Raw genomic sequence first — 17,729 nt, forward strand, 5'->3', positions numbered from 1 at the left:
CACCGGATATGCCGACCGCCATGAGCCAATGACATTCGAGAACACGCCGTTCCCGGAGACCGAGCAGTCGATTTTCCGATCCATCCGGCGCCGGCCGTTGTGGCGGTACATATACGTCGCCGCTCTAGTGGCTGTGGACGTGCTTGTGATGCTGCTGTCGTTGGTGATCTGTTTCGCGTTCAACCCCGGTGCCTACGACACGGTGACGCGCGCCATGCCGATTTGGGCGTTCCTGCTGGCGTACTGCGTGATCGGACTACTGTGTCTGGCGTTCGCCGGCGCGTACCACCGGCATGTGATGGCCGAGGGATACGAGCTGTACACCAAGCTCATCAACGCCGCGATTTTCACAATCGTGCTGGCGAGCTGCGTGGCATTCATGCTGAACCTGCAACTGCCGCGTACCGCGTTGATCATCGCACCGTTGGTCGGGCTGGTGTGCGAACTGGTCGCCCGCTGGATGATGCGGTGCCTGCTACACCACCATCGTCGTCGCGGCGAGTGCAAATACACGACTGTGATCGTCGGCTCGTCGGAAGGCATCAATAGGACGTTGCGGTTGATGCGTCGCAACAGCGCGCTCGGCTATATGCCGGTCGCGGTGTGTCCGATCGCCCCGGATCCCCGTATGGATGACGCGTACGTCGTCACGAACTTCGTGGCGGATCCGGACATCGAAGGCGCGGACAAGCTGCGCGTGCTGAGTTTCGGTTCGCGGTTCGCCCGCACCATCGAACGCATGGGCGTGCAGGAGGTGTACATCGCCGATGTGCTCAGCCGTGATTCAAAACTGCTGCATGCCATGTCGCTGGCCATCGAGTCGCTGGGCATCGAACTGGCGATTTCGGTATCTCTGGCCGATGTCGGCGGTCACCGGTTGCATCTGCGGAACTCTGCCGAGCAACAGGTGCTGATCGCCAGCCTGCCGCAGTATCGAACCACCACGTATGTGATCAAGCGGATTATTGATATCGTGCTTTCGGCTGTGGCTTTGATCGTCAGTTCGCCAATCATGCTCGGCGTCGCCATCGCCATCAAACTCGACGACGGTGGCCCAGTGCTGTTCAAGCAGACGCGCGTGGGCATTCACGGCAAGCCGTTCACAATGTACAAGTTCCGCTCAATGGTCACGAATGCCGAGGAGATCAAGGCGAAGCTTGCCGCAGAGAGCGGTCAGACCAATCGTTTTATCTTCAAGCTCAAGGATGATCCGCGTATCACCAAGGTAGGCAAATTCATCCGCAAGACCTCGTTGGACGAATTCCCTCAGTTCTTCAACGTGTTCAAGGGCGATATGTCGCTGGTCGGCCCACGCCCGGCACTGCCCGACGAGGTGGCGCGTTACGGCTCGCTGTATTCGACGCGTCTGCTGGTCAAGCCCGGCATCACCGGCCCGTGGCAGGTCTCCGGGCGTTCCGATCTCTCGCAGGAGCAGAGTGAATTCCTTGATGTCTCGTACATCGAGAACTGGTCGATTACCGGTGACCTGGCAATCCTGGCGAAGACCGTGATGGTGGTGTTCCGAGGAACCGGATCGTACTGATTGATCCGTGCTGATCTGTACGGGCGTGTCGGATAACACCGGTTAGTAGGGTAGCAGAGACAAGGGGCGCTCATACCGTCCGACGTGCAGGAGTATGTGGAGAAAACCGGCATTCATGTGCGGCGGTGTTGGTCTCTGTGGCATCATAAGAAGCTGGCAACGCGGTTGTCTTCGTTGGTACGTGAAACGTCCGCAGTGGCGTGGTGTGTGTCCAAGGATAGAGGGGCCGCACCTTTTGGGGTGAATAGGAGATGTCATGGCGCGGCATATACACGGCATGCGTGAACAGTCCCATAGGACGCGCAACATCATTCTGACGGTACTCGGTGTACTGGTTGTTCTCGGTGCTGTTGGTGGGTTTTGTGCGTGGCGGTTTTACCAGCAGGCGATGGACGTGCGGGATCATGAACTTGCCGCTGTGGAGGCTGTTTCCGGTCTGCAGGACGTCAGCCAGCTGCGCGATGCCGACACGATGAATGCTGCAATCGAGCAGGCACAGACCCACGCCTCCGCCGCCAAGGAGATTACCGATGGTGCGCTGTGGCAGGTGGCCTCCTACGTGCCGGTGCTGGGCGACGACGTTACCACCGTGCGCGGCATGGTGAACGTGGTCGACGGATTGGTCGGTGAAACGCTGCCATCGCTGGCGACCACTGTGCAGACATTGATGAATTCCGGCCTGAGCAGCGGTGGCGAGGGCCAGCTCAACCTGCAGCCGATTGTGGATGCGCAGGAAGGGTTTGCGCAGGCCAACGAGTTGGTACAGCAGCAGGCGGATACGATCAATGCGCTGCCGCAACCGCATGTCGGCGTGGTGCGTTCCGCCTATGAGCAAGGCAAGGAGCAGATCAACAAGGTTGCCGACATGCTTGATCAGGTCAGCGGCATGGTGCAGGCGATGCCGAAGCTCTTGGGACAGGACGGACCGCGTACCTACCTGCTGGTCGCACAGACGACCTCCGAACAGCGTTCTGGCGGCGGCCTGGTCGGTTCATTGGGCACGATGCAGGTGGACAACGGGAGCATCTCGGTGGGGGAGTTCCACTCGAACAGGGAGTTCCTGACACTGGGGGAGAGCGCTACTGCTGAAGAGCACGATGTGTTCAGTGACCCGCTGTATTTTTCATTCGATGTGCGTGACTTGTTCGCCGTGCCGGACTTTTCCCGTACCGCGGAGATGCTGAATACCGTGTGGCAGCGGTCCGAATATGCGTGCGATATCGACGGTGTCATCGCCATCGACCCGTTGTTCATTCAGGAGATGGTGCGCATCAATGGCGACATCATCCTAGACAACGGTCAGGTGCTGACCGGCGATAACACGGCCGAGTTCATGCTTAACGGCATCTACAAGGCGTTTGATCCTGACACGCAGGACATGTACTTCGAATACGTGGCGTCGGCGGTGATGGACGGTGCGTTTTCGAATATGACGATGGACAAGATGATGCAGATCGCGCAGGCGATGGGATCGCTGGCCGAAGGACGCCACTTCTACGCCTACACGTTCCATGAGGACGAGGCCGAATACTTCCAAGACGCCGGATTCGCGAAGAATGCGCCTGAGAGTGAAACTGATCCGGAGATCGGCATCTACATGAACGAGCAGAACGCGTCCAAACTCGGTTGGTACCTGCAACGTTCCAGCACCATCACCCGTACCGCTTGCAACGCGGACGGCTCGCAGACCTATCATGTGACGTTCTCCATCACGAATACATTGACCAGCGATGAGATGGCCAGCGCGACCACCTATATCCTGGGCGGTGCCCAGCCCGGTGTCAACGGCATCGTGGCACCTGCCGGGACATCGGCGCAGCGCATGCTGTTCTATGCCCCCGCTGGCGGATCAATTACGAACCTCACTGCGAATGGCGACGTCCGAGACCAGGAGAACAAGACGATGGACGGCAAGAATCTGATCACCAACGTGGCGTACATCGCTCCTGGCGAGACCGTGACATTCGACTTCGACGTCACCACGTCAGCCAAGGCCGAATCCGATCTACGACTCGATCAGACGCCCGCCGGATGGTTGGATGAGAACGTAACCTACGACACCAGTGCCTGCTCGATCAAGTAGCGGGAGAATGAACGTCGGCACCGTATACGGTCAGCGTATACGGTCACCGTACACGGTGACTCGCATGCTGAACAGATTTGGTCCTGTAACGTTTGCCGATGGTGCCATCAGGCGCAGAGACTCCCGGTTGAATAACACTAATGCAGTATGACCGCAATAGATATGCAGAACAGGATGATCGCTGTGCCGGTGCATAGGCCGCGAACCAGCGTGTCGCTGGCGCGGAACGGTTTCGGCGGCACCAGTATTGCGAGCGCGTACAGGCAAGGAAGCAGGTATCGTGCCTGTACGCCGAGTAATCCGTATGCGCCGATTGGCGTCCAGATGATGTACATCGACAACAGAGTGGCTGCCAGAACGCCCAGCGCAGTGATGATACATACGGTATTGATGGTCAATCTGGCAGCTCGTGGCAGGTCTGATGGGGCATCTGCACCGGGTTCCGCGTTTTTCGTTGCTGATGATGCGGAAGACAGTGGTGTACTGCTGCATGTGAAGATCATCGTTACGACAATGAACAGGACCGCAAGTGCGATCGTGCTTGGTATCCGCGCGTCCCCGGACCGCAAGCCGCAGATGAGCCCTGGATAGTCGAACTGGTTGCATGCCCATTGCGCACAGGACTTCAACCAGTCGGCAAATGCGGCGATGGGAGAGGACTCGAGCAGATCCAGACGGTTGGGGGCCACAATGTAGACGTCTCGCAATCCTCTTCCGATGCTTTGCGAGTGCTGGGACCAGAGCAGCATGCCCACGACTGCCGGGATGACGCCCAGAAGACGTTTCCAAAGTGATGTGAGGAATGCCCCTTTGTCATAGTTGATATAGGTGAATCCCAAAGGATACGCCAATAGCAGTAGTATTGCGGGGAGCATCACAACCTTTGCCTGCATCGTCATTACGGCAAGGATCGACATGAGTGCGAACTCCGGTATCGTGCCCGGCACATCAGGTCGAGCACAGGAGGCGCGCCGTATCAGCAATGCGGCGATGAGCACGAACGGCAGTGACGTCATGACGTCGGCACCGAGTTGGAAGGAGTCCTGGATTTGCGTTGGCAACAAGGCAATGAGCAGCAGTGGCCATTTGCCGAAGGGGGCGATGCGTATCACCACGGTCATGCCGACGATCCATATGGTGGCCAGCATGACTTCCTGTAGATATGCCAACGCCGCGGGGGAGTCGGTGAACGGCCTGCCTATGAGCAGTGCCAATACTTGTGGCAGATAGGCGACCGGACTGGTGCCCTCGGTTTGATTCTCGTAGACAAAGGCCTCACCCGGGTGAGCGGCGTTTATGGCCAGAGGGGATGTAGCGTACTCTGCTCCCATGGCGTATGCGACGATGGATTGGGGAAGGTAGTAGCCATCCGAGGTCGGTTGGAATCCGACCTCGAGATTGAACGTGGACTCGTCGGCGAGTGAGTTGCCGAAGGTACCGGGCCCCTGTTCGGACGGGGCGATCTTGCCGACACTGATTGCGTAGGCGCGTGTGAAGTGTTGCGGCGCGTCAGGCGTGGTCATGGGAGGAATGGCCGTGATGAAGACACTGGTGAATATCACGGCCAGTATCAGATACACGACATGTGGCGAACGAACGATACCCAACCAGACGGCCCTCATAAAGACTTAGTCTAGCAGGAGCCTGAATGGCTTGGACATTTCGTATTGATGGTTACGATGACGCTGAGTACGTCGCACGAAACCGATATGTGGAGCCGATTCATGCTGTACGGAAACGTATTGACTCCCACAATGAATCGCGGGGACGCCGCCGCGCTGTCCAGCTCAGTGCTCGACCACGGTGTGCAGCTCAGTGCTCGATGACTTCGTGCATGCGGCGCAGGGCGCGCTGCACCAGATCATGGGTGGAACCCGCGCCGTTGCTCTTGACGCCGAAGAACACCATCAGCACCATGCCGAAGCAGATCACGGCGCTCACACGCAGCGCCCACTGCACGCCGAACACGCTGGCGGCGATCGCCACGTCGGCTCCGCCGCCCAGAGCGGCCTGGCGCATCGCGGCGAAGGTCTCCATCAGGATCACCAGCACAGGCGCGCCGATCGCACCGGCGATCTGGCGCACCGTGTTCGTCACGGCGGAGCCGGCGGACACCTCCTTCGGCTCCAAACAGTTCAGCGACCATGTGGTGATCGGCATCAGCACGAATCCCATGCCGATCTGCCGGACGAACTGCCAGATCGAGACCCACCAGATCCACGAATCCAGCGAGATCAGGCTCATCATCACCGTACCGAAGCACAGCGTGATCGTGCCGATCAGCGCCACCGGGCGCGCGCCGAACCGGTCGAGCGCCTTGCCGCCGAAGAACTGCGCAATCGCCTGGCCGAGCGCGCCCGGCAGCATGATCAGGCCGCTCATCGTGGCCGAATAGCCGCGGTCATCCTGGATGTACAGCGGCAGGATCACCGTGATCGAGCTGAACGCGAAGAAGCTCAGCGCGGCCGTGATCGTACCCACGGTGAAGCTGCGGTTCTTCAGCACCTCCAGGTCGAGCAGCGGTTCACGACCCGTGGTGCGGTGCCAACGGTGGAAACGGCCGTGTAACAGGCCTTCATACGTGTCCGCTGCGTCGGCGGTGGCGGCCGCGGTCTGGGACTGTGATGCATCGGACCGTGATGCATCGGCCCCGTTCCTGTTCTGCGCTTCCACCCACGCGCGCTTGTTGCCCAACTGGCGCAGGATGAACCACACAATGCCGACCATGCCGACCACCATCGGCAGCCAGACCAGCGGATGCGCGAACGGATAGCTCTCGATGTTCGTGAAGCCGAACATCAGCCCGCCGAAACCGAACACGGACAGGAACACGGAGAAGAAGTCGGCCTTCACGGTTTTGTCCGTGGCGCCGAAATTGTGCAGCCAGAACGTAGCCAGTACCAGCGCGAACGCGCCGATTGCCGTCAGCGTCAGGAAGATCGAGCGCCAGCCGTTCGCGTCGGTCTGCCATCCGCCGAAGGTCGGGCCGATGGCCGGGGCCACGCTCATGGCCATGCCCACCATGCCCATCGCCATGCCGCGGCGGGAGAGCGGGTAGATCGAGAACACGGTGATCTGCAGCACCGGCCACATCACACCGGTGCCGATGGCCTCCAGCATACGGCCGAGCAGCACGAGGATGAACGTGGGGGAGACCCATGCCATCAGCGAGCCGATCGTGAAGATCGACATGGAGGTGATCACGATTTGACGGGTGGAGAAACGCCGGGTCAGGTAGGCGGTCAGCGGCACCATCACGCCCATGACCAGCTGGAAGATGGAGGTCAGCCACTGGCCGGTGGTCACCGAAATGCCGAACTCGGCAACGATAGTCGGCAGCGCGGCGCTCAGCTGCAACTGCGTGAAGTTGCCGCAGAACGTGATGAACGTCAGGATGGCGATGGATACCATGGCCGCATGGGTCAGATGCCCGTTGGCGAACGATTCCTCCGGGGTCAGTGGCTTGCTCAGATCGCGCTTGATGATGCCGCTCATGCCGTAATGCTTCTCTCTGCTTGGTTCTTCGGGCGGAGGCGGGTGGGGGCTCCCATCCGTCGAAGTGACCCCAATAGCCTACGCCTATGTATGGGCATATATATGGATGACTGCGGCGGTTGTGTTGGGGTGGCAAAAAAGAAGCCCGGGGATTCCCCGGGCTTCTTCGTTCGTAACGATCAGTACCAGTGGTTGGCCACCCAGAAGTTGTAGGCGCCCTGCACCGAGCCGTAGCGGCTGTTGCAGTAGCCCCAGAACCACTTGAGCTGGGTCTGGTAGTTGGTGGCCCAGTCCGCGCCGGCGGAGGCCATCTTGCTGCCGGGCAGCGCCTGCGGCAGGCCGTATGCGCCGGAGCTGGCGTTGGTGGCGTTCACGCGCCATCCGGACTCGTGGTTGATGATGTACACGGTGGCGGAGAAATCGGCCTCGGTGTAGCCGTTGGCCAGCAGATAGTCATGCGCCCACTGCTGCATCTCGCCTGCCGGCACGGTGGTGCCGATGCTGGCGGAGGAGCCGGACGAGCTGCCGGAGGAGGCGGAGCCGGTGCCCACCAGGATCACCTTGTCCACCGGCGCCTTCTTGACGTAGGAGGCGAACACGTTGGAGGAGATCACCGTGTCCCCGGCGCGTGTGACCAGGCTCGTCGTCTCCATCACGCCTTCCTCGCCCTCGCTCTCCACCTGTTCCGTGCCTTCGGGCAGCGAGGAGGTCTCCTTGCGAACCGTGTTGAACGCGATCGGCTCCTCGGAGGTTTCCAGCACGGAATCGGCGGTTTCGATGGTGATCACTGTGGATTCGTCGACTTCGGCGTCCAGCGCGGGATCCACCGTGTCATTCGGGCCGAGCGTGATGTTGCCCGCCTCCAGCACCGATTTGACGGTGGTGAAGTCGGTGCCGAGCACGGTACGCGACTGGCCGTCCAGCTTGACGGTCACATAGGAGGTATCGCCATCCATGCCGCGCACGCCGTCACGGGCGGAACCACGGGAGACGGTCAGCGGGTCGGTGGCGGAGTACGCGGTGACCTGCTGCGCCACGGAACGTCCGTCTGACGCGTAGAAGCTGCGGGTTATGATACCGCCGGTGGCGACCAGCGCCAACGCTGCAGCCACGGCGCCGATGCGAATCCATTGACGCTTGTTCAACGAAGGAAGGCTGATGCTGGTCTTCTTGCGGTGATTGGCCATTGCACTCCTCAATACTCCGGCATACCACGGTGCCGATCGCACTCACAAACAGCCATTAGTTTACGCCGACTCGAGGATAAGCCTCAAGTCGGCGACTAGCCGGAAAGGGGAAGATCACTGCTGGGCGTCGGCCTCGGCCTGCGCGGCCTTGAGATCCAGCGCCTTGGCCTGGGCGATCAGGTCATCCAGATCGGAGGCGCGCAGTGCGCCGGCCTGCTGGAACACCACCGTGCCCTGCTTGACAATCATCAGCGTCGGCACCGCCTGCACGCCGGCCGCGGACGCCAGATCCTGGTTCTGGTCGATATCCACCTTGGCGAAGTAGACATCCGGGTGCTTCTCGCTGGCCTGCTCGTACACCGGGCCGAACGCGCGGCACGGGCCGCACCAGGTGGCCCAGAAGTCCACGAACACCAGCTCGTTGCCGGTGATTACCTGCTCGAATTCCGCCGAACCTACCGCATGGGTTGCCATGACTGCTCCTTACCTTGCAGAAACTACGTGTTCCCAGCTTCCCAGCAACACCCAACATTCCACAAGCCCTTGCGCCGTGGGATGAACGAGCATCCGACTCCGCTCTTCGGTGAATCGTCATCGAACGGTCATGTGCCGGTCATCATCCGGGCGGATAATGGGAATATGCCAGTGCTGAACGATGAGGTGCCCGACGAGGGCGATTTCGATGCGGGCCGCCGCCGCGGCGAATTCGACGACATCACGCCGGAGGATTTCATCCGGGGGTCGGCGGGTGGGAATCCGCCCGGATGGCTGGATGCCGCCCGCGTGGGCCAGGTGCGCCGGCAGGTGCCGATGGTGTATGTGGAGGTCGTGCCCGTGCACACCGACGAGTTCGGGCGCATCGCCGAAATCGGCACGCTGCTGCGCGTTTCGGACGACGGCTCCGTGGAACGCACGCTGGTGGCGGGGCGCGTGCTGTACCACGAGAGCCTGCGCGAGGCCATAGCCCGCAACGTGGCCAAGGATCTGGGACCTTTGGCGTTGCCGACCCTGCCGCCCAACTTGCAGCCGTTCACGGTGGCGGAGTTCTTCCCCACCCCCGGGCTGAGCGAGTTCTACGACGCCCGCCAGCATGCGGTGGCGCTGTGTTATGTGGTGCCGATCGCCGGCGACTGCCAGCCGCAGGATGAGGCGCTGGACGTGGAATGGGTGGATGTGAACGGCCCGAGGCTGGCCACCATGCTCGATCAGATGACGGGCGGCCACGGCCGCATCGTGCAACGAGCGTTGGCGTGGACCGAGTGAGAGACAAGTAAGAGAGGAATCCCATGGAACTGAACACTACGATCTACCGCGACGGCGAAGGCATCCCGGTTGTGCTCGTGCACGCCTTCCCGATCGACCACCACCTGTGGGACGATTGCGCGGCCGAGCTCATCGTCCGCGCGAACGCCGCCGGCCTGCCGCGATTTCCGATCTGGGCGCCGGATATGCCCGGCGCCGGCGAGGGGCCGATCCCCACGGCCGAACAGACCGGGGCCGTCTCGCAGGACGGCGCCTACACCGAGGCGCTCGACCGCATGGCCGTCGCCTATGTGGATCTCATCCGCAAGGCCGGCTTCACCAAGGCCATCTGGGTGGGTCTGTCGATGGGCGGCTATCTGGTGCTGGACATCCAGCGCCTGCACCCGGAGGCGGTGGCGGGGCTGGCCCTGTGCGACACGAAGGCCGACGCCGACTCCGCGGCCTCCCGCGCCAATCGCCTGCGCATCGCCGACATCTGCGAAACCGAACACACGGTCGACCCGGTGATGCACTTCGCCGAACCGCAGCCCGGCGACTCCACCATCAAGCGTGCGCCTCGCTTCATCCGCCAGTTCACCGGCTGGATTCAGGCCCAGCGCCCGGAAGGCGTGGCCTGGCGCGAGCGCATGGCCGCCGGCCGCCCCGATCTGAATGACCAGCTGCCGCTTATCACCGCGCCCGCCGCCGTGATCTGCGGTGAGAACGACCCCTCCAGCGCGCCGTCGGTTATGCGTCCGATCGCCGAGGCGATGACCGGCACCAGCGCCGTGTTCACCGAGATTCCCGACTGCGGCCACTTCAGCGCCTACGAACACCCCGACCAGGTGGCCGATGCGCTGCTGGACCTGGTCCGCCGCGTGCAGGCGGAGGCGTGATATGGCGTTGCTTTCGCCACTGGCCCTGACGCAGACCCTGCCGTTCCTGCCGCTCGCCCAGGGTGATATCGACTATCAGACCGAACGCCGCGATGAGCCGGGGCTTATCCCCGGCCTGCTCAACGACCCGTCCACCACGGTGATACTGGTGCGCGACGGGCTGGTGGCCGTGCCGCGCGGCCAAGGCGTGCTGGCAGCCCGTGAATCGGTGTCGATGCGCCTGGCCTCCCTGCCCGGTTCGTACGCTGCGGAGGCGCTGGCCGGCGCCCCGGAGGCCGTGGCCATGTTCCTGGGCGGCTATCCGGGCCGGCGCAACGCGCACGTCGTCGCCATCGACCTGACCCGCGTGCCGATGGGCGCACCGTCCGTCGTGCCGGACGCGCACGGCATCGGGGCCGATGACGCGTTCGGCAACGCCGCGCAACCGAATACCGCGAACGGGCGGGTCCCGCTGTTCGCCCGCACCGCCGAACGCTTCGACTGGGTGGATCTGCGTGGCTTCGTGCCCCACGCCTCGGCTAGGGAGGCGGGCCAGGCCACCACGGCCGTGGCGTTGAGTCTGTGGCACGCCACGCAACGGCACTGCCCGACCTGTGGCGCCCCCGTACAGACGGCCATGGCCGGCTGGGCGCAGCGGTGCACGAATCCTCAGGACAGGCAGCGCCTGCTGTTCCCCCGCGTGGAGCCTGCCGTCATCGTGGCGGTGGTGGATTCGCAGGACCGCCTGCTGCTGCAGCACAACCGGGCGTGGAACGACCCGACCCTGTATTCGGTGTCCGCCGGATTCGTGGAGGCGGGGGAGAACCTGGAGCACGCATGCCGGCGTGAAACCAAAGAGGAGGTCGGCATCGACCTTGGGGAGGTGCGGTACCTGGGGTCGCAGCCCTGGCCGTTCCCCGCGTCGCTGATGGTGGCGTTCAAGGCCTACGCGCTGAACACCGACATCCGCACGGACGGACAGGAAACCGTGGACGCGCGCTGGGTGAGCCGAGACGAATACACCGAGGCACTGGTGCGGGGGGTCATGAGCGCGCCAAACCGGGCCGCCATCGCACGGTACATGATCGAGGAATGGTATGGACGCGCGCTGTAGTCGGTTCCGCTGCGTATAGTGAGGCGTTGGAAAGAGTGGAATTCGTAAGGGAATGACAATGTCCGACGACTATCAGATGGATGGTTTCTCGCCGATGGACGACGACCGCACCGTGTCCATGCCGCCGGTGGACGGCGCAACCCCGATGCACGCCGGTGAGGACGCCATGCTGTTGCCCGGCGACGAGGAGAAGCAGCCGAACGCCAAACTGCCGTGGATCATCACCCTCAGCGTCATCGGCGCCCTGCTGGTGCTGGCCGTGGCCGGTCTGTTCGCCGCGCGCTGGTATTTCTCCGACAAGGCCGCGCCCGGCGTGACGCTCGGCCAGATCAGCGTGGTGGGGCAGGACCGCGATCGCCTGACCGATACGGTAACGCGCGCGATCGCCGATTCGACGCTGACCGTTGCCGACCCGGACGGGCAGGAGATCAAGGCCTCGTTGGAGGAACTCGGCGTGAGCGTGGACGTGGACGCGACCGTGGACGCGCTGCTCAACGCCAAAACCGACGGGGACGCGACTGGCGTGCGTGCGCTGCTGTCCGACTTCGCCCGGCTCAACCCGTTCTCCAAGGCCGATATCGGCCTGAGCGCCGAGTATGACGAATACACGGCGAACACGTTCCTGACCGACCGGTTCGTGGCCGACGACCAGCAGGCCGTGCCCTCCTCGATCGCCTACGATGCCGGATCACAGGCGTTCACGGTCACCGAAGGCAAGGTGGGGCGGGCGCCGCAGCTGGACGCCGTGAACAAGGCCGTCGCCAACGCCATCAAGACCCCGGGCACGGGCGCGGACGTGAGGATCGACTACTCGGACGTGGACATGCCCATCGGCGTGGACGCCGCCAACCAGGCCGCCGCGGACGCCAACCAGCGGCTCAACAACAAGATCGTGCTCACCAACGATCGCGACCGCAACTTCGAACTGTCGAACGACACGGTGGCGTCGTGGATCAAGCCGACCGGCGACGTGCAGAACGGCACCATCACCCTGTCCTATGACGAGCAGGCCATCAAGGACTACCTGGCCGCCGAACTGCCCAAACAGCTCAACCAGGAGAAGACCGACCAGACGGACATCATCGACGACAATGGCAACGTGCTGCTGACCCGCGTGGACGGCGTGGCCGTGAAGAACACCGACACGACGGCGGCGAAGGTGCTTGAGGCGCTCGAAGCGGGCAACGGCGGGCTGATCACCGCGGAATTCGATGTGACTCCGTTCGAGACCAAGCAGGAGAAGGCCACGATGCGTATCGTGGTGGACAAGTCCTCGCAGACGGCCACCGTGTACAACAACAACCAGCTGGTGCGCACGTTCCCGGTCTGCACCGGCACCCCGGGCGCGTTCGGCGAAACCGACAACGGCACGTTCTACATCTACCTGAAGTACGCGGTGCAGGACATGCGCGGCTACAACGAGGACGGCTCGAAGTACCTCTCTCCGGGCGTCAAGTGGGTCGGCTACTTCAACGGCGGTGAGGGCTTCCACACGGCGGACTGGAACTATTACGGCATCCAGGTCGGCGATCCGGCGCACTACGGCTCGCACGGCTGCGTGAACATGTACGAGGCCGACGCCAAGTGGATCTACGACAACTGCCCCGAAGGCACCATCGTGCAGGTCGTCGGCTCGACCCCCTCCGGTCCGGTCCGCTGACGCGATGGGGCCGCGGCGTGTGGCGGATGCCGGGGCGTTGTACGCTGGTGCCATGAGTGAAACGAACGAAACCCCGTTGAATCTTGATGTTCCCGAGCATCTGGAATACTCCGAAGAGCATGTCTGGGTGGATGCCTCGGTGGAGCCCGCCGTGGTGGGGTTGACCGAGTACGCGGTCAACCAGTTGGGCGAATTGGTGTTTGTCGATCTGCCCGAACCCGGCACCCGTGTGGAGGCCGGCGACGAGATCGTGGAACTCGAATCGCAGAAGGCCGTCCAACCGCTGGTGTGCCCGGTGGCCGGCACGGTGCGGTACGTGAACCGCGAGGCCTCGGACGATCCGGGGATCATCACCAACGACCCGTACGGCGAGGGCTGGATTCTGAAGATCGAACTCGACGACGACGAGCCCGCGCTGCTCACCGCCGAGGAGTACGCCAAACTCGTCAAGTGACCGTCCGCCGGCCCCTCCGCTGGGCGGATTTCCTCTCAACGGAGGGCGGCCGGGACGGAGTCCGCATGTGAGGGTGCCTGTCTTGTTCGTCTACGCCCGACACTCCTTACGGGAAAGGCGGGAACGGTGCTGTCGTGGCAGGGCATTGCCGTATCCGCACTGCGGCGGTGAGGTTGCATCGAAACATTGTGTGGGTATAGTGAATCTATGAGTGATTCACGTCGGACATCGCCGCAGGTCCATCAACCCACGGATGATATGCCCACCGTGCCGATTCCGGCGCGGCGCGTCGTCACGACGTTCGACTCCGCCTCCAAACATGAGCGCATCGAGGCCAAGCCGCCGCTGGTCCGCCTGTTCCGCCGTGCCGTGAGCACCGTCTTCAACCTGTGGATGAGGGTCTCCACACCGGTCGTCGAACAACTCGGCTGGTACGACCAGATCGAACCCTACGTCGGATACGGCACCGAAGCTTACTCCCGCCTGATCTGCCGGACCGTGTACGCCCCGGAGCACCACCGGCCCGGCGCCCGCATCCGCGGCATCTGGGGCATGCTGGCCATCCCCGCGCCCCACCGCCGCGTGCGCGTGGCCATCGACGGCACACCGCTGGAAACTGTGCAGGTCGGCACCTCCGAATCCTACGACAAACCGGACGCCAAGCGCCGGCAGACCGCCGAGTACGCGGTATCCGACTCCGCCGGTTACCTCGACCTCGTCGCCGAGCATCGCCTCACCCCGGGCATCCACCGCGTCTCCTACCGGGTCGACCGCCGCAAACCGGTCACCGCCAACCTGTTCACCATCCCCAGCGGCTCCAAGGTCGGCATCATCTCCGACGTGGACGACACCATCATGATCACGCAGGTGCCCACGTTGTGGAAGGCTGCCTACAACGTGCTGTTCGCCAATCCGAAGAAGCGCGCGTCGGTGCCCGGCATGAGCGTGCTGTTCACCAAGCTCGCCGCGCTGTTCCCGGAGGCGCCGTTCTTCTACCTGTCCACCTCGCCGTGGAACGTGGAAAGTTCGATCCGGCATTTCATCAACGACCACGGATTCCCCGCCGGACCATTGCTGCTGCGGGACCTGGACCCGCGCCCCAAGACCTTCATCCCAACCGGCGTGCAGCATAAACTCGAATTCGCGGAACAGCTCATGGGCGACTTCCCGGATATGAAATTCATCCTCATCGGCGACGACGGGCAGAAGGATCCGACCACCTACGCCACCATCGCCCGCCGGTATCCGGGCCGCGTCATCGCCATCGGCATCCGCCAGCTCTCCCCACGCGAGGCCTCGCCGCTCGGCTCGGTGGCCGGGGTCTCCGCCACCCAGCCGATGCCCGTCACCGATGTTCCCGTCTTCACCGGCACCACCGGCGCGAATCTGATGAAAACCATGCTCCCGTACCTCGAGCGGTTCGCATAACGGCCGCGGCATGGCACGGCTGCGCATATAATCGCCTGCATGATTCAAGAGCAGCAGGGTGCCGCCTCCGCGGCCGTGAACGAAACCGCGCAGACCATGCCATACCCGGACGGCCCCGCAGTGCATGCGACCATGGAACGCGGCGTATCGTCGGAGAACGTCGCCTCCATGCCGCCGATCGCCCGCCGCGAGCCCGTCGCACGCACGCACCACGGCGACACCTTCCTCGACCCGTATGCCTGGATGAAGAACAAGGACAGCGCCGAAGTCCGCGACTACGTGGCCGCCCAGAACGCGTACGGCGAACAGTGCACCGCCGCGCTCGGCCCCCTGCGTGACACGCTGTTCAACGAACTGACCTCCCGCATCCAACAGACCGACATGTCCGTGCCCACGCGCATGGACGGCTACTGGTATTTCACGCGTACGCGCGAAGGGTCGCAGTATGCGGTGCAGTGCCGCCTGCCGATCCGCGGTGAGGACGACTGGACCCCGCCCCGGATCGATCCGCTGAGCGAACCCGGCTCGATGCCCGGCGAACAGGTGGTGTTCGACACGAACCGGGAGGCCGAAGGGCACGACTTCTTCCAGGTCGGCGGTATGGACCTGAGCCGCGACGGCCGATGGATGCTCTACGGCGTCGACACCCGCGGCGATGAGCGCTATGACTTCCGCATCCGGGACCTGCAGAGCGGCACGGAGCTGCCCGAGGTGCTTGAAGGCATCGCCGGCGCGTGCATCACGCCGGACGCGCAGTGGGTGTTCTACACCGTGCTCGACGACGCATGGCGGCCCTGTGCGGTGCGCCGGCACAAGGTCGGCACGCTGGTATCCGACGACGTGGAGGTGTTCCGGGAACACGACGAACGGTTCTGGCTCGGCGTGGGACTGAGCTTCGACGAGCGCAACATCGTCATCGGCACCGGTTCCAAAACCACCACCGAGGTGCTCATGCTGCCAGCCGAAACCCCGGAGGGCGAATTCCGGGCGTTCATCCCGCGCGAACCGGATATCGAATACGACGTCAGCTTCGCCCGGTTTGAAGGCGCGGGGGAGGACGGCGCCGATATCCCGTTGGCGGTGGTGTACCACAACGCGTTCAATCCGAATTTCGAGATCGACGTGATCGATATGCGGTTGCATGAACCGCCGTACCGGCTCGGCGAGGGCGTATGCATCGCGCAGGGCTCGCCGTACGGGTGCGAGCAGGGGGACCGCGTCGAGCCCGGGGCTTCGGCCAAGCCGATCGGCACCGCCTACCGCAACCCCTCGAACCCGGCGATTCTGCAGGGGGCGCGCGGCCTGGGCATCGAGGGCATTGCCCTGCACCGGCACTATGTGGCGCTCAGCTACCGGGCGGACGGCATGACGCATCTGGGCGTCATGACCAAGCGGGACGCCGCCGAGGACTTCCTGGCCGGCCGCCCGTGGCGGTTCCGCGAGCTGCTGCCGCCCGCGCTCGAAGGCGATTGGGATGTCCCCGATTCCGGTGTTGCGGCCCCTGCGGGAAACTCCGATTCCTTGGACTCCGACACATGTTTCACGGGATGTTTCACGCAGCACAGTCCGTCCGATCCATCCGGGGCATCCAGTCCGTCCGATTCGGCCGACGCATCCGATTCGTCCGGTTCGTCCGAAGACGGGCTGCCCGATGTCACGCGACGCCTGTACACCATCGCCGCGGGCGGCAACCCGACATACGAGGCGCCGCGCATGCGCTACACGTTCTCCGGCTACACGCGCCCGGGCGAGCTGCACGAGTTCGACCCGGTCACCGGCGAGGACCTGCTGCTCAAACGGGCGCGCGTTCTCGGCGACTTCGACCCATGCAACTATATGGAACGCCGCATGTGGATCACGGCGCGGGACGGCGAACGCATCCCCGTCTCCCTGGTCTGGCGGCGTGGCGTGACGCTCGACCATCTGCCGATGTTCGTCACCGGCTACGGCGCGTATGAGATCAGCTCCGATCCCGGGTTCTCCGTGGCCCGGCTTAGCATGCTCGACCGCGGCGTGCTCTATGCGGTGCCGCATATCCGCGGCGGCGGCGAGATGGGGCGCGCCTGGTATGAGCAGGGGCGTCGACTGTCCAAACGCCACAGCTTCGAGGATTTCGTGGACGCGGTGGCCGCCCTGCAGGACGCGGGACTCGCCGACCCCGAGCGCACCGTGGCCGTCGGCGGGTCGGCGGGCGGCCTGCTGATGGGCGCCGTGGCGAATCTGGCCCCCGAGCGCTTCTCCGGCATCGAGGCGGATGTGCCGTTCGTGGATGCGCTGACCTCCATCCTGGACCCCTCGCTGCCGCTGACCGTCACCGAATGGGACGAATGGGGCGACCCGCTGCACGATCCAGAGGTCTACCGGTACATGAAGTCGTACACGCCGTATGAGAACGCGCCGGAATCGCCCGACGACCCGCGTGTGGCCCACTTCCCGAAGATCCTGATCACCACGTCGATGAACGATACGCGCGTGCTGGTCGTCGAGCCGCTCAAATGGATGGCGCGGCTGCAGGCGGCCGGCGTGGACGTCATCGCCAAGATCGAGGTCGAGGCGGGGCACGGCGGCACCACCGGACGGTACAAGCAGTGGAAGGAGGTCTCGTTCGAGAACGCCTGGTGCCTGCGGACCATGGGTGTGGCGTAAGG

At 63.6% G+C, this 17,729-nt stretch carries 13 protein-coding genes; 9 read left to right on the top strand and 4 right to left on the bottom strand.

The annotated features are described in order from the left end of the window. The first annotated feature begins 28 nt into the window (after positions 1-28). Positions 29-1,543, top strand: a complete 1,515-nt coding sequence (locus BIGA_RS01790; protein WP_051916999.1) for a sugar transferase — start codon at positions 29-31, stop codon at positions 1,541-1,543. A 388-nt stretch (positions 1,544-1,931) separates the two neighbouring features. After that, positions 1,932-3,626 carry a DUF4012 domain-containing protein gene (locus BIGA_RS01795; protein ID WP_237744017.1) on the top strand — a complete coding sequence of 565 codons (1,695 nt, stop codon included), beginning with the start codon at positions 1,932-1,934 and terminating at the stop codon, positions 3,624-3,626. A 137-nt stretch (positions 3,627-3,763) separates the two neighbouring features. On the opposite strand, the gene BIGA_RS01800 is transcribed toward BIGA_RS01795, so the two are convergent. From BIGA_RS01800 to trxA, 4 genes are all read right to left on the bottom strand, one after another. Then, positions 3,764-5,248, bottom strand: coding sequence for a DUF2142 domain-containing protein (locus tag BIGA_RS01800; RefSeq protein ID WP_033506651.1), 1,485 nt, complete (start codon positions 5,246-5,248; stop codon positions 3,764-3,766). A 190-nt stretch (positions 5,249-5,438) separates the two neighbouring features. Further along, positions 5,439-7,121: an MDR family MFS transporter gene (locus BIGA_RS01805; protein WP_033506653.1), complete on the bottom strand. Its 1,683-nt coding sequence runs from the start codon at positions 7,119-7,121 to the stop codon at positions 5,439-5,441. A 179-nt stretch (positions 7,122-7,300) separates the two neighbouring features. Beyond that, on the bottom strand, positions 7,301-8,308 hold the full coding sequence (locus tag BIGA_RS01810) for an aggregation-promoting factor C-terminal-like domain-containing protein (protein ID WP_033506654.1): 1,008 nt from the start codon (positions 8,306-8,308) through the stop codon (positions 7,301-7,303). Positions 8,309-8,422: 114 nt separating this feature from the next. Continuing rightward, the gene (trxA, locus tag BIGA_RS01815; protein ID WP_033506655.1) at positions 8,423-8,782 is read right to left on the bottom strand and encodes a thioredoxin; all 360 of its coding nucleotides are present in this window, start codon (positions 8,780-8,782) and stop codon (positions 8,423-8,425) included. A gap of 165 nt (positions 8,783-8,947) precedes the next feature. Between trxA and BIGA_RS01820 the strand changes: the two genes are divergently transcribed. The 7 genes from BIGA_RS01820 to BIGA_RS01850 all read left to right on the top strand — a co-directional run bounded on the left by BIGA_RS01820 (position 8,948) and on the right by BIGA_RS01850 (position 17,727). Further along, entirely contained in the window at positions 8,948-9,571 is a 624-nt protein-coding gene (locus BIGA_RS01820) for a DUF4916 domain-containing protein (RefSeq protein ID WP_033506779.1), read from the top strand. Positions 9,572-9,594: 23 nt separating this feature from the next. Continuing rightward, positions 9,595-10,446 carry an alpha/beta fold hydrolase gene (locus BIGA_RS01825; RefSeq protein ID WP_033506656.1) on the top strand — a complete coding sequence of 284 codons (852 nt, stop codon included), beginning with the start codon at positions 9,595-9,597 and terminating at the stop codon, positions 10,444-10,446. A gap of 1 nt (position 10,447) precedes the next feature. Continuing rightward, positions 10,448-11,539 carry an NAD(+) diphosphatase gene (gene nudC, locus BIGA_RS01830; protein WP_033506658.1) on the top strand — a complete coding sequence of 364 codons (1,092 nt, stop codon included), beginning with the start codon at positions 10,448-10,450 and terminating at the stop codon, positions 11,537-11,539. A gap of 58 nt (positions 11,540-11,597) precedes the next feature. Next, positions 11,598-13,199 carry a L,D-transpeptidase family protein gene (locus BIGA_RS01835; protein ID WP_033506660.1) on the top strand — a complete coding sequence of 534 codons (1,602 nt, stop codon included), beginning with the start codon at positions 11,598-11,600 and terminating at the stop codon, positions 13,197-13,199. A 52-nt stretch (positions 13,200-13,251) separates the two neighbouring features. Further along, positions 13,252-13,653 (top strand): glycine cleavage system protein GcvH, encoded by a 402-nt coding sequence (gene gcvH, locus BIGA_RS01840; protein WP_033506781.1) that lies wholly within the window; start codon positions 13,252-13,254, stop codon positions 13,651-13,653. Positions 13,654-13,860: 207 nt separating this feature from the next. Continuing rightward, positions 13,861-15,081 (top strand): App1 family protein, encoded by a 1,221-nt coding sequence (locus BIGA_RS01845; RefSeq protein WP_152595984.1) that lies wholly within the window; start codon positions 13,861-13,863, stop codon positions 15,079-15,081. A gap of 132 nt (positions 15,082-15,213) precedes the next feature. After that, on the top strand, positions 15,214-17,727 hold the full coding sequence (locus tag BIGA_RS01850; protein WP_033506783.1) for a S9 family peptidase: 2,514 nt from the start codon (positions 15,214-15,216) through the stop codon (positions 17,725-17,727). The last annotated feature ends 2 nt before the right edge of the window (positions 17,728-17,729 follow it).

Origin of the sequence: Bifidobacterium pullorum subsp. gallinarum (assembly GCF_000741215.1) — a bacterium.
GTDB lineage: Bacteria > Actinomycetota > Actinomycetes > Actinomycetales > Bifidobacteriaceae > Bifidobacterium > Bifidobacterium pullorum_B.

Excerpts from the sequence above, each read along its gene's own strand:
- BIGA_RS01825 (WP_033506656.1), top strand. The coding sequence starts at position 9,595 with ATGGAACTGAACACTACGATCTACCGCGACGGCGAAGGCATCCCGGTT.
- BIGA_RS01850 (WP_033506783.1), top strand. The coding sequence starts at position 15,214 with ATGGAACGCGGCGTATCGTCGGAGAACGTCGCCTCCATGCCGCCGATC.
- BIGA_RS01810 (WP_033506654.1), bottom strand. The coding sequence starts at position 8,308 with ATGGCCAATCACCGCAAGAAGACCAGCATCAGCCTTCCTTCGTTGAAC.
- nudC (WP_033506658.1), top strand. The coding sequence starts at position 10,448 with ATGGCGTTGCTTTCGCCACTGGCCCTGACGCAGACCCTGCCGTTCCTG.
- BIGA_RS01845 (WP_152595984.1), top strand. The coding sequence starts at position 13,861 with ATGAGTGATTCACGTCGGACATCGCCGCAGGTCCATCAACCCACGGAT.
- BIGA_RS01795 (WP_237744017.1), top strand. The coding sequence starts at position 1,932 with ATGGACGTGCGGGATCATGAACTTGCCGCTGTGGAGGCTGTTTCCGGT.
- BIGA_RS01820 (WP_033506779.1), top strand. The coding sequence starts at position 8,948 with ATGCCAGTGCTGAACGATGAGGTGCCCGACGAGGGCGATTTCGATGCG.
- BIGA_RS01805 (WP_033506653.1), bottom strand. The coding sequence starts at position 7,121 with ATGAGCGGCATCATCAAGCGCGATCTGAGCAAGCCACTGACCCCGGAG.
- BIGA_RS01800 (WP_033506651.1), bottom strand. The coding sequence starts at position 5,248 with ATGAGGGCCGTCTGGTTGGGTATCGTTCGTTCGCCACATGTCGTGTAT.
- BIGA_RS01790 (WP_051916999.1), top strand. The coding sequence starts at position 29 with ATGACATTCGAGAACACGCCGTTCCCGGAGACCGAGCAGTCGATTTTC.
- BIGA_RS01835 (WP_033506660.1), top strand. The coding sequence starts at position 11,598 with ATGTCCGACGACTATCAGATGGATGGTTTCTCGCCGATGGACGACGAC.
- gcvH (WP_033506781.1), top strand. The coding sequence starts at position 13,252 with ATGAGTGAAACGAACGAAACCCCGTTGAATCTTGATGTTCCCGAGCAT.
- trxA (WP_033506655.1), bottom strand. The coding sequence starts at position 8,782 with ATGGCAACCCATGCGGTAGGTTCGGCGGAATTCGAGCAGGTAATCACC.